Source organism: Rhodococcus sp. UNC363MFTsu5.1 (genome assembly GCF_000686785.1).
Lineage (GTDB): Bacteria > Actinomycetota > Actinomycetes > Mycobacteriales > Mycobacteriaceae > Rhodococcus_G > Rhodococcus_G maanshanensis.
Genome location: NZ_JMLO01000002.1, coordinates 276,157 through 292,811, shown reverse-complemented (window position 1 = coordinate 292,811; position 16,655 = coordinate 276,157). Strand labels below are relative to the sequence as shown.

Below are 16,655 nucleotides of genomic sequence, written 5' to 3'. Positions count from 1 at the left end.
GGCGAAGGCGTCACACCTCGGAATCACCCACTGCAAGCCGCATCGCCGCATAGGCACCGCCCGCCTCGGTGTCCGGTGGGACGACCAGCAACGCCAGCCGTGACCCGTCGGTCCCGAACAGGTACATGACGTTCTGTGGCTGACCGTCCACCGGGCCGCAGACGAGCACTCCGTCGTGCCGATCGAGGCCGCGTTGCGTGACACTGCGCGGATTCCACGCGAAGGCAACCCGGGCTGTGCGGCCGAGATGTGATGCGACAGCACTGATCACGTCATGCAGCTCCAACGTCAAGTTCGCGGTCCACGGCCACCACGCGCCGTCGACCAGACCGGGCGACGCGCCTCGAGCCCGAAGGAGAACGCGCGATGTGCGGGTTGCCGGTTCGAAGGGTTGGAGGCCGTCGGTCACGTGCAGTCGCGAACCCATGTCGAAGTGATTCCCGACGCTTCGGACCCCGTCGCGCATCATGGCCGACGCACCTTCCCAGCCCCACCTTCCGAATCCCAGCGATGCTGGGCGGCAAGATGGGACGCTTCACGTACCCCGACCCTCAGGAGGTCGTTCGCCGTTGTCGCACTGTTCGGTTCGGCGGCGGTCATCATGGTCGCGTGCGCGTAGTCGGGCTCGGTGTAGGGCGGGACCACCAGCAAGGCCATCCTCTTCTTGTTCGCACCGACGACGTACAGGGTGTTGACCGGCTGAAATGGGTAGCCGTCCAATCGAACTTCGTCTCCATCGCTGCGGATCCGTGCAGGCGCCTTCGCCCACTCGTTGACGTGGTAGACCACTCTGTCGATTCGACCCAGGTGGGTGCCGAGCACCGCCAGCAGTCCGGGGACTTCGGTGGCCAGGTCGGGTGACCTGGGCCACCATGCGCCGTCGACGAACCCCCGGCCTGCACGCTGCGGCTTCAACCGCAGCCGCAGTGTTGGTAGCCGCCGCGCACGGGGTTGACGGACATTGCGATGGTCCAGGGACGTGCTCGTGTGATTCAGCGTCACGACTGACGCTCCTGCCTTGGCCGCGAACCGGCCAGGTTCATTCCAATCGGAGACGACGCGATCGAGAGAATGCCGCGTTCGAGGTGCATCCGATACACCCGACTCTACGCCCGCACTCGCCTCGGCCCCTCTGAGCCGCACCGACGGAAGCTCGAAATCGACAATCTGGACATTTCTGTAGCCTGTATGTGTGTTCATGCCTGCCAACCGAAGCTTCGTCGATCACGCATTGACCGTCACGGATGAGAAGTAACGGGCGCGCCCACGCTCTCCAGGCACTATGAACAAACGACTCGGCGACAGCCAGAACCGTCCTATTCCCCGGCCCGGGTCTCGGTACTCTGCCGCGACGTCGCGGCGGCCGTGGCCTGCACTACCGCCCGATACCCCGAGGGCTCCCGGCCTCGCGCCGTACGGGCCGCCTCCCCCGGCGAGGCGGAGGTTCCGGCAGGCGAGGCAGGAGGCTCCGGCCTGGCCGCCGCCGCTGCCGCCGACCCCGGGACCACCGCCTCCGGCCCCTCCCACCCCTGAGTTCCCCGACACCGCAGCACCCAGGTCGCGGAGGCCCGCCTGGCGGCGGTGGACGAAATGGATGGCCATCGGATTCGTCGTGTGGCTCGTCGTGACGCCCGCGATCTATCGCGTGTGGACGCCGCCCCGCACGATGTTCATGCTGACGGACAGCGCCGACGGCAACACGGTCTTCCAGGAAGTCTCACTCGACTACATCAGCAGGCACTACGTCGCGGCCGTACTCGCCCACGAGGACGCCGAACTAGGCACGCGCAAGGGGCCGTTCCACATCGGCGAATTCATCGACCGGACACAGACCTATCTCGAGACCGGCGAGGACCTCTCCGGCTCGACCATCCCCCAGCAGCTCGTGAAGAACATCTTCCTCGTCCGGGGCGAGTCGGCAGGAGCCAGGGTCTTCCGCAAGGGTGTGGAGGCCGGGCTGTCCTGGCCCTTCAGCCTGGTGGGCGACAAGCGGCAACTCGAGCTGTATCTGAACTACGCCCAGTTCGGCCCGAACCTGTACGGCGTCTGCGCCGCCAGCTGGTACTACTTCAATCGTCCGCCATGGGACAGCAACCCCTGGGACGCAGCAACTCTGGCCGGTCTCCTTCCCCTCGGCGAGGACGTCAGACGTGCGCCGGGTGGAGGCGTCGACATCGAGAGCGACGGGACATGGCTGGTGGCCAGCACCGTCGCGAATGCCCAGAACAAGCTGCCGGGGCGGATTCGGCAGATGGGCGGCTGGGAAGGAGCGGTCGCGACGGTCGGCATCACCGACGCTGCCAGCGATCACCCACTCGGCCCGCACAGCTGCGCCGTCATGCCGCAAGGCGTTGCCGATCGGCTCGCGGCCGAGGACGCCTGGTGGAGTTCGCAATACGGCGGCTGACCACCCGCGCGGACGGCACAGTGAATTGCCGACTTTCACTACCCGAGCGTCGTGAGGCCAATAGCGTGGCCTGGTTCACTCCACAACCCACGAGGGGAACCACAGTGCGTAGAACCGCAGGATTCATCGGCGCCGCCATCGCCGCCGTCGGCCTCACCATCGGCACCGCAAGCGTCGCAAGCGCGCTTCCGGTGAGCATTCCCGGCACCACCAGCCACGCCTACGTGGGGGGTGTCGACGTGGAGCCGGGGACGTACTACTCCCGCTACACCGACACCGCCTGCCAGTTCGACCTCACCCAGGCCGGCGAAACCGAGCCGAGCTACGACGGCGTCAGTTTCAGCAACAGGTACCGCATCGTCGACCTGGATGCCGGCGACCGGCTCGACTCCGTCGGCTGCACCACCTGGCACCGGCAGGGCAACCCGTCCGGGTTGGCCGGGTCGGACGACTTGGGCTTTCTCGGAATGACGGGCAGCCTGGAAGGCTTCATCTTCGACAACCTCCCGCTGGGTTCCTGACCGACCGGCTTCGGCCCACGCTCGACGAAACAGAACAAGCCCCCCGCCTCGTCGAGGCGGGGGGCTTGTTGGCTGTCCGACAGCGAGATCCACGACTCAGCGGTTCGGCCCAACTACATGCGGGTGCACGCGTGTACGTGCGAGGGAGGCGGAACCTCTCTGCCTTCCCTCTGTTGTCGGGCGCTGCGGTTAACCCGTGACCATGGCGGAGGAAATACCGGTCAGGACTTCCCGGACTTGGCCATCGCCTGGCTGCTCTCCGCTTGGTCTCGTCCGGTTCGATGCCGGCGTGATCCTGCAGACATCCGAGCATGACGCAAGGTCGGTCGGTCATTGATGATGCAATGTGCGGTGGAGGTGCCCATTGCTGGTCAAGTGTGCCGATTGCGACGTGATGTTCGACCCGCGACCCACCGGGCGTGGGCCGAGCCGTCAGCGTTGCCCAGTGCACGTCAAGCTGCGTAAGCAGGAGCTCATGCGAGCTCGCGACATGCTTAATCGTGCTCAGGAGTGGGGAGTCGAGACTGAGTTCGTCATCGCCCGAGAGGTGTTCGAGCGAGACGGGTGGATCTGTCACTTGTGCGGGGAGACGATCCCGGAGCTCTTGCGTGCAACCCGGGTGCTCGGGGGCACGCATGAACCGCTGTCTCCGGTGATCGACCATGTGGTCCCACTGTCTAAGGGTGGCCCTCACACGATGGAAAACTGCCGGGCTGCTCACTGGACGTGCAACGCTCGCAAGTACAACACCCTGTCCGATACGGCGACTCCCGACGATGAAGCGCTGCCCACGGTGCCGACTCAACCCCGCACGGAGGTCGAGGGCCGCCGGTGCGAACTGGTCGGGTGTGCGCGCCCGCACTACGCACGCGGGTTATGCGCGCCGCACTACAAACGGTTGAGAAAGTATGGCGACCCCAACAAGGTCAGGTGCGGCTGCGGCTGCGGTGAACTGATCATGGTGGGAGGGCACGTCGCCGTCGTCACCTACATCGACGGCCACGGCCTCACGGGTATCGCGGATTCCCCCGAGGCGAAGCTGCGTGCGAACGTCACGACGCAGGCGGTGTCGGAGCGTGGCAAGACCTTTCATGGGTTGACGGACGACTGCGTGGTGTGGACCGGCGCCAAGAACCCGGCAGGTTATGGCCGCGTCTACCTTCGCGTACCGGGACGGAAGCGAAAGGGACGGAGCGCTCAGGTTCACCGCCTCGCCTACGAGTTGGCGAACGGGGATGGGTCGGCCCACACCCTCACCATCGACCACCTGTGTGGCGTCCGATTGTGCTGCAACCCGAACCATCTGGAGGCGGTGACAATCGCCGAGAACCTCCGGCGCGCTGCCGTAGTCATCATGGCCTGCCCCGAGGGTCACCCGTACGGCGCGGACAACACGGACTACAGCCCCGACGGGCACCGCCGGTGCCGCCAGTGCAACACCGACCGCTACCACGTCGCCTCACACGGACATGCGTTCGTGGCTGACCCGGACAACCCCAGCGAGGTGCGCCGTCGCTGCCTGATCTGCCGACAGCGCGAGGAGTCGACGCCGCAGTTCTGTCCGTACGGTCACGAGTACACACCCGAGAACAAGAGGATCGACACCCAGGGAAAGCGGGTGTGCCAGCAGTGCCTATGGGACCGGACCCATCTCCCCCAGTTCGGACACTCCTTTCTGCCCGACCCGAACGGCGGTTCCGACAAGCGGCGCCGGTGCCTCACGTGCCACGAGTCCAAGCCGGAACGGACCCACTGCGTCAACGGGCACGAGTACACCGAACTGACTGCCGAGTACACCGCGAAGGGTCAGCGCAATTGCGTTATGTGCCGGCTCAACGCCAAACACGTCCAGACTCACGGCCACGAGTACGTCATCGACCCCGACAGTCCCGCTACGGCGCGCCGGTGTTTGGTCTGCGCGGAAGCGAAGCGGGCGACGCCGCAGTTCTGTCCGTACGGTCACGAGTTCACGCCAGAGAACACGAGGCTCAAGAGTGGATCGCGCAACTGCCGCGCGTGTGAGCGCAATAGGAACCACCGCAGACTATTCGACCACGATTTCGTGGCCGACCCGCACAGTGGCAAGCGGGTTCGTTGCCTTCACTGCGCCGCGCCCAGTCGAGACCGGTAACCCATTGTGCTGGTGTCCCTATTGACCTCATGGAGAGGACGACACAATGCACCGACCTCCCCACCGGCCAGGTGCCGGGCACCACACCCGGCCAACGGGCGGAGTGGGAGCCACCACTGCTGCTGTGGGGGTCTCGCTACTTGCTTAGCAGGCGTCGAGCAAGTCGCCGACGGGCTTGGCTGCCGGCAACTTCGGTGCAGCAGCGGACCCGTCTGGGCGCCGCGTTCGATACTGCGATCTGGACAGCGAACCACGCAATACTGGAGCCGCTCCGAGGTTTGAAAGCGCTCCCGCCGGACCCCAAAAGAATGGAAGTGCGGTCTCGCTGCGGTCTGACTGCCCATTCGAACGGAACCCAGCGACCGCAAACCGCCTTGACCTGTACAGACTTTGTGGGCGCGGAGGGTTTCGAACCCCCGACCGCTGGTGTGTAAAACCAGAGCTCTACCACTGAGCTACACGCCCGAAATCCGACGGTTTCCCGTCGAATTGCACTCAGGAATCTAGCGCGGCGAGCGCATTCTCCCAAGCTGCCTGGTCACGGGCCTCTCCGGGGCCGTTCATCTCGGCGAACCGGATGTAGCCCTCCTTGTCCACGACGAAGGTTCCGCGGTTCGCGAACCCGGCCTTGTCGTTGAACACGTCGTAGGCCTGGGCCACCTCACCGTGCGGCCAGAAGTCCGACAGCAGCGGGAAGGTGTACCCCTGCTCCGCCGCCCAGATCTTGTGCGTGGGCGGCGGACCGACGGAGACCGCGAGCACCGCGGCGTCGTCGTTCTCGAACTTCGGCAGCCCGTCCCGGACCTTGCAGAGCTCACCCTGACAGGTACCGGTGAAGGCGAGCGGATAGAACACGATCAGGACGTTCTTCTTGCCCCGGTAGTCCGAGAGCGAGACTTCCTGGTTGTTCTGGTCCTTGAGGGTGAAATCGGGAGCGATCGCACCGACGTCGAGAGGCATGGGGGTTCCTTCTGGAGTAGTGCGATCAGCGCTTGGCGGGGCGGGCCTTCGGCTGAACCAGCCGACTGCCGCTCCACATGCCGAGGTTCGCCGCCGAGGTCTGGGTCAGACCCGCCGTCGGCGCCGACTCGGCGATCTCGCTGGGCTCGACATGGCCAGGCTGTCCGGTCTTGGGGCTGAGTACCCACACGAAACCCTCGTCGGCCAGGGGGCCGATCGCGTCCATGAGTGCATCGACGAGGTCTCCGTCGCCGTCCCGCCACCACAGCAGGACCACGTCGATCACCTCATCTGAATCCTCGTCGAGGAGCTCCCCACCGATGGTCTCCTCCACCGATGCGCGCAGCGCATCGTCGGTGTCCTCGTCCCAACCCAGTTCCTGAACAACCATGTCATTGGTGATGCCGAGTTTCTGGGCATAGTTCTGGGCGTCCGCCGCGGCGACCACGGTGGTGTCCTCCTTTTGTTGTCGGGGCCGAAACCTCCAGCACCCGGTCCGTGTGGATCAGTAGTGAAAGCGAACAGGGTGAACGGCTCTCGCGCAAGCCGACGCCACCGAAAAACCGAACAAAGATTTTGTGACGTACCAGATTGTGACTCGCCGTCGACCCTCGCTGGGCAATACGGCAGGATTGAGCCAGATCACCATCACGCGTAAAGCGGACCGCCGTCACACAGGCGATTCGCATGGATAGGGCGCCGCACCGAGCGTCCTCCCCGATGAAGGAGAGTCATACGTTGTCCGAGCGCACCCAGGACCAATTCTCGCCAGCGCAGCAGCCCGCACCCAGCGGCGACGGCCGCGTCCGCGTGATTCGTGAGGGGGTGGCCTCATATCTCCCCGACATCGATCCCGACGAGACCAGCGAGTGGTTGGACAGCTTCGACGGCCTGCTGCAGAACTCGGGCCCGGCGCGCGCCCGCTACCTGATGCTGCGACTGCTCGAGCGCGCAGGCGAGAACCACGTGTCCATTCCCGCGCTGACCTCCACCGACTACGTGAACACCATCCCGACCGAGAACGAGCCGTGGTTCCCCGGCGACGAGGAGGTCGAGCGCCGCTACCGCGCCTGGATCCGCTGGAACGCCGCGGTCATGGTGCACCGCGCGCAGCGCCCCGGCGTCGGCGTCGGCGGCCACATCTCCACCTACGCGTCCTCCGCGGCCCTCTACGAGGTCGGATTCAACCACTTCTTCCGTGGCAAGGACCACCCCGGCGGCGGCGACCAGATCTTCATCCAGGGTCACGCCTCGCCCGGCATCTACGCCCGCGCCTTCCTCGAGGGCCGGATCCCGGCCGAGCAGATGGACGGCTTCCGCCAGGAGCACAGCCACGCGGACTCGGGCGGCGGTCTCCCGTCGTACCCGCACCCGCGACTGCTGCCCGACTTCTGGGAGTTCCCCACGGTGTCCATGGGCCTCGGCCCGATGAACGCCATCTACCAGGCTCGGTTCAACCACTACCTGCACGATCGCGGCATCAAGGACACCTCCGACCAGCACGTCTGGGCCTTCCTCGGCGACGGCGAGATGGACGAGCCGGAGTCGCGGGGCCTGGCGCACGTCGCCGCCACCGAGGGCCTGGACAACCTCACGTTCGTCGTCAACTGCAACCTGCAGCGCCTCGACGGCCCGGTCCGCGGCAACGGCAAGATCATCCAGGAGCTGGAGTCGTTCTTCCGCGGTGCCGGCTGGAACGTCATCAAGGTCGTCTGGGGCCGCGAGTGGGACGCGCTGCTGCACGCCGACAAGGACGGCGCGCTGGTCAACCTGATGAACACCACCCCGGACGGTGACTACCAGACCTACAAGGCCAACGACGGCGGGTACGTCCGCGAGCACTTCTTCGGCCGCGACCCCCGCACCAAGGAACTGGTCAAGGACCTCTCCGACCAGGAGATCTGGAACCTCAAGCGCGGTGGGCACGACTACCGCAAGATCCACGCGGCGTACGCGGCGGCGCTGGCGCACAAGGGCCAGCCGACGGTCATCCTGGCGCACACCATCAAGGGCTACACCCTCGGCAAGCACTTCGAGGGCCGCAACGCGACCCACCAGATGAAGAAGCTGACCCTCGACGACCTCAAGGCGTTCCGCGACCTGCAGCGCATCCCGATCTCCGACGCGGAACTGGAGAAGGACCCGTACCTGCCGCCGTACTACCACCCCGGCGCGGACGCCCCCGAGATCCAGTACATGCTCGATCGGCGCAAGCAGCTGGGCGGGTTCCTGCCCTCGCGCCGCACCGACGTCGCGCCGCTGGCGGTGCCGGACATCAGCGCCCTCGACGCCATCCGCAAGGGCTCGGGCAAGCAGGAGGTCGCCACCACGATGGCGCTGGTGCGGGTCCTCAAGGAGCTGCTCCGCGACAAGGAGATCGGCAAGCGGATCGTGCCGATCATCCCCGACGAGGCCCGCACGTTCGGCATGGACTCGTGGTTCCCGTCGCTGAAGATCTACAACCGCAACGGCCAGCTGTACACCTCCGTCGACGCCGACCTGATGCTCGCCTACAAGGAGAGCTCGATCGGCCAGATCCTGCACGAGGGCATCAACGAGGCAGGCTCCACCGCCTCGTTCACCGCGGTCGGCACCTCCTACGCCACCCACGGCGAGCCGATGATCCCGCTGTACATCTTCTACTCGATGTTCGGCTTCCAGCGGACCGGCGACGGGCTGTGGGCGGCCGCCGACCAGATGGCCCGCGGTTTCGTCCTCGGCGCCACCGCCGGCCGCACCACGCTCACGGGCGAGGGCCTCCAGCACGCCGACGGGCACTCGCTGCTGCTGGCGTCGACGAACCCGGCCGCTGTCACCTACGACCCGGCCTTCTCGTACGAGATCGCGCACATCGTCAAGGACGGCCTGCGCCGGATGTACGGCGGCACGCCCGGCGAGGACGGTTTCGGTGGCGAGAACGTCTTCTACTACCTGACCATCTACAACGAGCCGTACGTGCAGCCCGCCGAGCCGGCGGATCTCGACGTCGAGGGCCTGCTCAAGGGCATCTACCTCTACAGCAAGAGCGAGGGCACCGGTCCGCGCGCGCAGATCCTGGTCTCCGGCGTCGCGATGCCGGAGGGCCTGCGCGCCCAGGAGCTGCTGGCCGAGGACTGGGGCGTGGCGGCAGACGTGTGGTCGGTGACGTCGTGGGGCGAGCTGCGCCGCGACGGCGTCGAATGCGAGCGGCAGGCGCTGCGGAACCCGCAGGACACCGCGGCGGTGCCGTACGTGACCACCGCGCTGGCAGGGGCCGAGGGCCCGTTCGTGGCGGCCTCGGACTGGATGCGCGCGGTCCCGGACCAGATCCGGCAGTGGGTGCCCGGCGCGTACACGACGCTCGGCACCGACGGGTTCGGCTTCTCCGACACCAGGACCGCGGCCAGGCGCTACTTCAACGTCGACGCCGAGTCGATCGTGGTTGCGGTGCTGGCCGGCCTCGCCAAGGAGGGCAAGATCGAGCACAACACCCCCGCGGCGGCCGCCAGGCAGTACCGGATCGACGACGTCCTCGCGGCGCCGAAGTCGCTGAAGGACCCGGGCAGCGCCTGACGACTATCTGTACACGGGCGTTTATAGACACCTGACAAATCAGGCGCCCGGGGAGCACGTCGATCGTGCCCCTGGGCGCCTGAGGTCTCGATGGGCGTAAGTTTCGAGACTATGGGCGAGCAGGAAACCCCGGTGGACGGCTCCGCCGACGACGGGACACAGACGGCGGCCGCGCCTGCTTTCGGCAGGCAACGTCAGCCCCGCGACCCCCTGCCCGACGCGCTGCTGCGCCGGGTCAAGCAGTTCTCCGGCCGGCTCTCCACCGAGGCGATCACCTCGATGCAGGACCAACTCCCGTTCGTCGGCGACCTCGACGCCGCCCAGCGGGCGAGCGTGCAACTGCTCGTGCAGACCGCGGTGGTCAATTTCCTCGAATGGCTCAAGGACCCCGAGGGCGACATCCGGTTCAGCATGGAGGCGTTCCAGGTCATCCCCCAGGACCTGGCCCGCAGGCTGACCCTGCGCCAGACCGTCGACATGGTGCGGGTGGCGATGGAGTTCTTCGAGCAATGGCTGCCCGCGCTGGCCAGGAACGAGCAACAGCTCATCGCCCTGACCGAGGCGGTGCTGCGCTACGGCCGCGAGCTCGGGTTCGCCGCCGCCTCCGTCTATGCGAGCGCCGCCGAGTCCCGCGGCGCGTGGGACACCCGACTGGAGGCCCTCGTCGTCGACGCCGTGGTCCGCGGCGACACCGGCTCCGACATGCTCTCCCGCGCAGCGACACTCAACTGGGACGCGACCGCCCCCGCGACCGTTCTCGTCGGCACCCCGCCGCCGGACCAGGGCGTGTCGGTGGTCAGCACCGTGCACTCGATCGCCCAGAAGCACGGGCGGGCCGCGCTCGCGGTCGTGCAGGGGTCCCGGCTGGTGATGGTCGTCAGCGGCGACATGCAGGACCCCTACGGCGATCAGTTCATGACGGACCTGCTCACCAACTTCTCCGACGGTCCCGTGGTGATCGGGCCGACCACCCGCACCCTCAGCGCCGCACACTTCAGCGCAGTGGAGGCCCTCGCGGGCATGGAGGCCGTTGCCGGCTGGCGGGGCGCCCCGCGGCCGGTCCACGCGGGTGAACTGCTACCCGAGCGGGCCCTGCTCGGCGACCGGGCTGCCCTCGATTCGCTCATCGATCTGCTCGTGCGGCCGCTGGCCGTCGCGGGGTCGGCACTGACCGACACCCTCGAGACCTATCTTGACTGCGGGGCCGCCGTCGAGACCTGCGCCCGCAAGCTGTTCGTGCACCCCAACACTGTCCGGTATCGACTTAAAAGGATCAGTGAGATCACCGGCAGGGACCCCATGAACCCGCGCGACGCATACGTTCTCAGAGTCGCGTCAACGGTGGGTCGTTTGGCTCAAGCCGGTCACGAAACAACCCATCCAGTCACTCCAATCACATTCTTCACAAACCGTGCGATCGACTTGTAACGTTCCCCCGCCCACTTCCGATGCCGGTACCCCACATGCGATTTTGTGGGAACCCTACAAAACACTTGTCCAAGGTTGATGGTCAAAAACATCACCCACATACCGCTGGACAGTGTTCCCTTATCTTGTGATTTCGTTGCTTGCCCCGGGTCAGGGCTCCCAAACCCCCGGCATGCTCAGCCCTTGGCTGGAGCTGCCGGGCACTGCAGACCGCATTTCCATCTGGTCGAAGGCCTCCGGCCTCGACCTCGAAAGGCTCGGCACCACCGCCACGGCCGACGAGATCACCGACACCTCGGTCACCCAACCCCTCGTGGTCGCCGCCGCGCTGCTCGCCTTCGAGGAGCTCGAGCGCCGTGGCCTCGTCCCCGCGGACGTGATCGCTGCTGGTCACTCGGTCGGTGAGCTGGCCGCGGCCGCCATCGCCGGAGTGATCTCCTCGGACGACGCCGTCGCGCTCGCCGCGCTCCGCGGCTCCGAGATGGCCAAGGCCTGCGCGCTCCAGCCGACCGGCATGTCCGCGGTGCTCGGCGGCGACGAAGAGGTCGTCCTTGCCCGCCTCGCCGAGCTCGGCCTCGAGCCCGCGAACCGGAACGCGGCCGGCCAGATCGTGGCGGCGGGCCTGCTCAGCTCCCTGGAGGAGCTCGCGGCCGCGCCTCCGGAGAAGGCCCGGGTCCGGGCCCTGCCCGTGGCCGGCGCGTTCCACACCGCGTTCATGGCGCCCGCGCAGGAAGCCGTCACCGAGGCGGCATCCCGCATCAGCCCCTCGGATCCGACGCGCACCCTCCTGTCCAATGCCGACGGTCAGCCGGTCACCTCCGGCGCCGACGCGCTGGCCAAGCTGGCCGCCCAGGTGACCAGGCCCGTGCGCTGGGACCTGTGCACCGAATCGCTGCGCGCGGCCCAGGTCACGGCGATCGCCGAGCTCCCCCCGGCCGGCACCCTGGTGGGTATCGCCAAGCGGGAGATGAAGGGCACGCCCACCCTGGCGCTCAAGACGCCGGACGACATCCCAGCGCTGTCCGAGCTCACAGGACTCGGATGAGGACCGCCGCGATCCTGCGGCCCTAGGCGCCTCGCAGCAGGACCACACACCACATTGGCCGGTCTGCCGACCGGCCAAGGCCAGACCCAAGTAACAACAAACAAGAAGGGAGCCACGAAGTGGCCACCACCCAGGAAGACATCATTGCCGGACTCGCGGAGATCATCGAGGAGGTCACCGGCATCGAGCCGTCCGAGGTGACCATCGAGAAGTCCTTCGTCGACGACCTCGACATCGACTCGCTCTCCATGGTGGAGATCGCCGTGCAGACCGAGGACAAGTACGGCGTGAAGATCCCCGACGAGGATCTCGCCAGCCTGCGCACCGTCGGCGACGCCGTCAGCTACATCCAGAAGCTCGAGGCCGAGGGTGGCGAAGCCGCTGACGCCGTCAAGGCGAAGCTCGACTCCGCGAACGAGGAGTGAGCAGGCCCGTGACCTCCACCAGGAACTTCCCCAACATCGTCGTCACCAGCCTCGCGGCCTCGACGTCGATCGCTGGTGACGTGGATGCCACGTGGAAGGGCCTGCTCGCAGGCGAGAGCGGGATCGACGTCCTCGAAGATCCGTTCATCGCGGAGTACGACCTTCCCGTCCGCATCGGCGGGCACCTGAAGGTGAGCCCCGACGATGCACTCTCCCGCGTCGAGATCCGGCGGATGAGCTTCGTGGAGCGACTCGCTCTCGTGCTCGGACGCCAGGTGTGGCAGAACGCGGGCAGCCCCGAGGTGGACAAGGACCGGCTCGCCGTTGTCCTCGGTACCGGACTCGGGGGCGGCGAGGCACTGATCGACGCCGTCGACAAGATCAAGACCCAGGGATACCGGAAGGTGTCGCCGTTCTCTGTGCAGATGGTGATGCCGAACGGTCCCGCCGCGGTCGTCGGGCTCGAGCTCGGCGCCCGCGCAGGCGTGATCACTCCCGTCTCGGCGTGCTCGTCGGGCTCGGAAGCGATCGCGCACGCGTACCGGATGCTCATCATGGGTGACGCCGACATCGTCGTCACCGGTGGAGTCGAAGGCCAGATCGATCCCGTGCCGATCGCGAGCTTCGCGATGATGCGGGCACTGAGTTCGCGCAACGACGATCCGAAGGCCGCCTCGCGACCCTTCGACAAGGATCGCGACGGCTTCGTCTTCGGCGAGGCCGGGGCGCTGATGGTCCTCGAGACCGAGGAGCACGCCAAGGCGCGCGGGGCCACCATCCACGCACGCCTGATGGGTGCGGGCATCACCTCGGACGGCTACCACATCGTGGCGCCGCACCCCGAGGGCACGGGCGCCGCCCGCGCGATGACCCGGGCGATCCAGACCGCCGGTCTGGCGAAGTCCGACATCACCCACGTGAACGCGCACGCCACGGCGACGCCGATCGGGGACACGGCCGAGGCCCTTGCCATCAAGGCCGCGGTCGGTGGCCACGCTGCGGTGTACGCACCGAAGTCAGCTCTCGGGCACTCCATCGGCGCCGTCGGCGCGCTCGAGGCCGTGCTCACGGTCCTGTCTGTGCGTGACGGAGTCATTCCGCCCACGCTCAATCTCGACAACCAGGATCCAGAGATCGATCTCGATGTCGTGAAGGGTGAACCCCGTTACGGCCAGATCGATTTCGCGCTCAACAATTCATTTGGATTCGGTGGGCACAATGTCGCGCTCGCCTTCGGCCGCGCCTGACCGGTCGGACTAGCTCGATGGTGGGGGCCTCGCATCCCGGGGCCCCCACCCCGACTACCGCCGCAGGCGGCCAGTACAAGGAGGACAAGCGATGACCATCTTGGCCCCGATCACCCGATCCGATGCCCAGCTCGATCCCCGCGACCCGATGGCGCGACTCGAGAACCTCTTCGACGCAGGGACCACCGTCCCGCTGCACGATCGTGACAAGTCCGGTGTGCTCGCCGCTACCGGCGAGATCGACGGAGTTCGCACGATCGCCTACTGCTCCGACGCGACCGTCATGGGCGGCGCGATGGGTGTCGAAGGCTGCAAGCACATCGTGAACGCGATCAACACCGCGATCGAGGAGAAGTCCCCGATCGTCGGCATCTGGCATTCCGGCGGTGCGCGGCTCGCGGAGGGCGTGGAGGCCCTGCACGCTGTCGGCCTCGTGTTCGAGGCGATGGTGCGCGCGTCCGGCCTGATCCCCCAGATCTCCGTCGTCCTCGGCTTCGCCGCGGGCGGCGCCGCCTACGGGCCCGCGCTCACCGACGTCGTGATCATGGCGCCCGAGGGACGGGTCTTCGTGACCGGCCCCGACGTGGTCCGCTCGGTCACCGGCGAACAGGTCGACATGGAGTCCCTCGGCGGCCCGGACACCCACACCAAGAAGTCGGGCGTCGCGCACATCGCGGCCACCGACGAGCTGGATGCGCTCAACCGGGCGCGCCGCCTGGTGTCGATGTTCTGCGACCAGGGCACCTTCGACCAGGCCGCGGCCGAACACGGCGACACCGACCTGCGCGCACTGATGCCCGAATCGGCCAAGCGCGCCTACGACGTGCGTCCGATCGTGCACGAGCTGCTCGACAACGTCGAGGGCGAGTCGACCCTCGAGGAGCTGCAGGGCAACTACGCCCGCAGCATCGTCACCGGTCTCGGTCGCCTCGGCGGTCGCACCGTCGGCGTCATCGCCAACAATCCGCTGCGCCTCGGCGGCTGCCTCAACTCGGAGAGTGCCGAGAAGGCCGCGCGCTTCGTCCGGCTCTGCGACGCGTTCGGCATCCCGCTGGTCGTGATCGTCGATGTCCCGGGCTACCTGCCCGGCGTGAGCATGGAGTGGGAGGGCGTCGTCCGTCGCGGCGCCAAGCTGCTGCACGCGTTCGCCGAGGCCACCGTCCCCCGCGTGACGGTGGTGACCAGGAAGATCTACGGCGGCGCGTACATCGCGATGAACTCACGGGCCCTCGGCGCCACCGCCGTCTACGCCTGGCCGGATGCCGAGGTCGCCGTGATGGGTGCCAAGGCCGCCGTCGGCATCCTGCACAAGCGGGCACTGGCCGCCGCGCCGGAGGAGGAGCGCGAGGCACTGCACGATCGCCTCGCCGCCGAGCACGAGGCCATCGCGGGCGGCGTCGGCCGCGCCATGGCGATCGGCGTCGTCGACGAGCTGATCGACCCCGCCAAGACCCGCAGCCGGGTCACCGCCGCGCTGGCGGCCGCCCCGGCTGGCCGCGGGCAGCACAAGAACATCCCGCTCTGATCGCAGCAGAGACGAGAAGGGCCCCCGACCTGAGGTCGGGGGCCCTTCTCGCTGAACGGGTGGCTCAGAGCACGTGAACCGCGGTGGCCTGCGGGCCCTTCGGCCCCTCGGTCACCTCGAACTCGACCTGCTGGTTCTCCTCGAGGCTCCGGAAACCGGAACCCTGGATCTCGGAGAAGTGCACGAAGAGATCCGGTCCGTCGGTGCGCGAGATGAAGCCGAAGCCCTTCTCCGCGTTGAACCACTTGACTGTTCCCTGACTCATATTTGCTCCTCACAGGGCTGGGATGACGGGGCCCACACGGTGTGGTGTCCCGGGCCGGTTCGAGACTCGGCGTCTCCAGATTCCTGAAGGCAAACAGAGCGCACGCAACTTGAGTTCCTGCGAGCGTGCGTAATACACAGACACACAAAACTTACGACCGCCTGGTGTAACGCCCGCGCCGGCGGATCCATTCCCGACGGGGCCATCTCCCCGTCGAGGGGGTGGCTGTCGGGCCCGCACTCGACCACCGCCCCGATAACCTCCCCTTCGCCCGCTCACACCGGCGCCCCGGCCATGCGCAGCTTCGCGCGCACCCGCTCCAGCACCACGTCCGGCCGATCACGCAACAGCTCTGCACTCACCCGAATCACCGCCCACCCCAGCGCCTCGAGGTCAGCGGCCCTGTCGATGTCGCGTGAACGTTGCCGTTCATCCAGCCAGTGGTGGTCGCCGTCGTACTCGACCAGTCTCGGGGCGTGGCAGCCCGTCGCGCACGATCAACAGCCGGGTTCGGGTCTCGGGCGGGGACTCCGCCCCGCCGTCGACCAGGTCGAGCACCCGTCGCAGCTGGACCAGGCCACGCGCGCCGGGGTGGTGACGGTCACGCCATCGACCCGACAGATCTCACCGTCGAGTAGCTGTGCCTTCCTGACGACGATTCCCTTCGGCGCGCGCACGTGACCCGCACGGATCAGCTCGGCGGGCTCGCTCGGATCGATCCACCTGCTGCCGTGCAGGGCGGCGGCGGAGAACCCGGCGAGCACGCCCGCGTCCCCCGACCACAGCTGTGCAGCGCGCGCACGGGCCACTGCGGTTGGCGGAGTGCCCTTGCGCACGTAGACGTCTCGGTGCAGCCGCAGGAAGTCGCGCCTGAGCTGATGCGCCGTCAGGGCGCCCCGGCGCAGGGCAAGGGTTCCGCGGAACGGCATCGGATTCACGCCTCGACAATCCCCGATCCGGACCCCACTCAGGGACGGAATACCCGCCCTGTGGATGACCGAAGCACCCCTCCACAGAATGCCGAGGGGGCGGCTCCCGGGCCGAGGGGGTGGTTGTCGGGCCCGCACTCGACCATCGCCCCGAGAACCTCCCCCTCACGCGTTCCCGTCAGCCGACCGCGACCAGTTCTAGGCTGTACTCAGGACGCTC

General features: G+C 67.5%; 14 protein-coding genes, 1 tRNA gene and 1 pseudogene. 9 read left to right on the top strand and 7 right to left on the bottom strand.

Translation table 11 applies throughout. The features are described from left to right. Positions 1-10 precede the first annotated feature (10 nt). Both BR31_RS0105070 and BR31_RS0105065 read right to left on the bottom strand, forming a co-directional pair. Positions 11-427 (bottom strand): DUF5994 family protein, encoded by a 417-nt coding sequence (locus tag BR31_RS0105070; RefSeq protein WP_027500011.1) that lies wholly within the window; start codon positions 425-427, stop codon positions 11-13. A gap of 38 nt (positions 428-465) precedes the next feature. Continuing rightward, positions 466-1,200, bottom strand: a complete 735-nt coding sequence (locus BR31_RS0105065) for a DUF5994 family protein (RefSeq protein WP_231496378.1) — start codon at positions 1,198-1,200, stop codon at positions 466-468. 394 nt (positions 1,201-1,594) lie between these two features. Between BR31_RS0105065 and BR31_RS27475 the strand changes: the two genes are divergently transcribed. The 3 genes from BR31_RS27475 to BR31_RS30435 all read left to right on the top strand — a co-directional run bounded on the left by BR31_RS27475 (position 1,595) and on the right by BR31_RS30435 (position 5,059). Next, on the top strand, positions 1,595-2,407 hold the full coding sequence (locus BR31_RS27475; RefSeq protein WP_051636970.1) for a biosynthetic peptidoglycan transglycosylase: 813 nt from the start codon (positions 1,595-1,597) through the stop codon (positions 2,405-2,407). Between the two features lie 104 nt (positions 2,408-2,511). Next, on the top strand, positions 2,512-2,928 hold the full coding sequence (locus BR31_RS30440; RefSeq protein WP_027500009.1) for a hypothetical protein: 417 nt from the start codon (positions 2,512-2,514) through the stop codon (positions 2,926-2,928). Positions 2,929-3,373: 445 nt separating this feature from the next. Next, a complete protein-coding gene (locus BR31_RS30435; RefSeq protein WP_051636969.1) occupies positions 3,374-5,059 on the top strand; it encodes an HNH endonuclease in 1,686 nt (561 codons plus the stop codon). 393 nt (positions 5,060-5,452) lie between these two features. On the opposite strand, the gene BR31_RS0105040 is transcribed toward BR31_RS30435, so the two are convergent. From BR31_RS0105040 to BR31_RS0105030, 3 genes are all read right to left on the bottom strand, one after another. Then, positions 5,453-5,524, bottom strand: a tRNA-Val gene (locus tag BR31_RS0105040). Positions 5,525-5,554: 30 nt separating this feature from the next. Next, positions 5,555-6,019, bottom strand: a complete 465-nt coding sequence (locus BR31_RS0105035) for a peroxiredoxin (protein ID WP_027500008.1) — start codon at positions 6,017-6,019, stop codon at positions 5,555-5,557. A 25-nt stretch (positions 6,020-6,044) separates the two neighbouring features. Next, on the bottom strand, positions 6,045-6,467 hold the full coding sequence (locus tag BR31_RS0105030) for a DUF3052 domain-containing protein (RefSeq protein ID WP_027500007.1): 423 nt from the start codon (positions 6,465-6,467) through the stop codon (positions 6,045-6,047). Between the two features lie 272 nt (positions 6,468-6,739). Here BR31_RS0105030 and aceE point away from each other — a divergent pair, with 272 nt between their 5' ends. The 6 genes from aceE (at position 6,740) to BR31_RS0105000 (ending at position 15,241) form a co-directional block, all read left to right on the top strand. Beyond that, positions 6,740-9,571, top strand: coding sequence for a pyruvate dehydrogenase (acetyl-transferring), homodimeric type (aceE, locus tag BR31_RS0105025; protein WP_231496377.1), 2,832 nt, complete (start codon positions 6,740-6,742; stop codon positions 9,569-9,571). 111 nt (positions 9,572-9,682) lie between these two features. Then, positions 9,683-10,999, top strand: a complete 1,317-nt coding sequence (locus BR31_RS27455; RefSeq protein WP_051636968.1) for a PucR family transcriptional regulator — start codon at positions 9,683-9,685, stop codon at positions 10,997-10,999. Between the two features lie 127 nt (positions 11,000-11,126). Continuing rightward, positions 11,127-12,044 carry an ACP S-malonyltransferase gene (locus BR31_RS0105015; RefSeq protein WP_027500005.1) on the top strand — a complete coding sequence of 306 codons (918 nt, stop codon included), beginning with the start codon at positions 11,127-11,129 and terminating at the stop codon, positions 12,042-12,044. Positions 12,045-12,163: 119 nt separating this feature from the next. After that, positions 12,164-12,469, top strand: coding sequence for a meromycolate extension acyl carrier protein AcpM (acpM, locus tag BR31_RS0105010; RefSeq protein ID WP_027500004.1), 306 nt, complete (start codon positions 12,164-12,166; stop codon positions 12,467-12,469). An 8-nt stretch (positions 12,470-12,477) separates the two neighbouring features. Further along, on the top strand, positions 12,478-13,716 hold the full coding sequence (locus BR31_RS0105005) for a KasA/KasB family beta-ketoacyl-ACP synthase (protein ID WP_442970191.1): 1,239 nt from the start codon (positions 12,478-12,480) through the stop codon (positions 13,714-13,716). A gap of 91 nt (positions 13,717-13,807) precedes the next feature. Beyond that, positions 13,808-15,241 (top strand): acyl-CoA carboxylase subunit beta, encoded by a 1,434-nt coding sequence (locus tag BR31_RS0105000; protein WP_027500002.1) that lies wholly within the window; start codon positions 13,808-13,810, stop codon positions 15,239-15,241. A 64-nt stretch (positions 15,242-15,305) separates the two neighbouring features. Here the strand turns inward: BR31_RS0105000 and BR31_RS0104995 are convergent, their stop codons facing one another. Both BR31_RS0104995 and BR31_RS27450 read right to left on the bottom strand, forming a co-directional pair. Then, entirely contained in the window at positions 15,306-15,506 is a 201-nt protein-coding gene (locus BR31_RS0104995) for a cold-shock protein (RefSeq protein WP_027500001.1), read from the bottom strand. 275 nt (positions 15,507-15,781) lie between these two features. Further along, positions 15,782-16,435: pseudogene (locus BR31_RS27450) on the bottom strand (DUF559 domain-containing protein). Positions 16,436-16,655 lie beyond the last annotated feature (220 nt).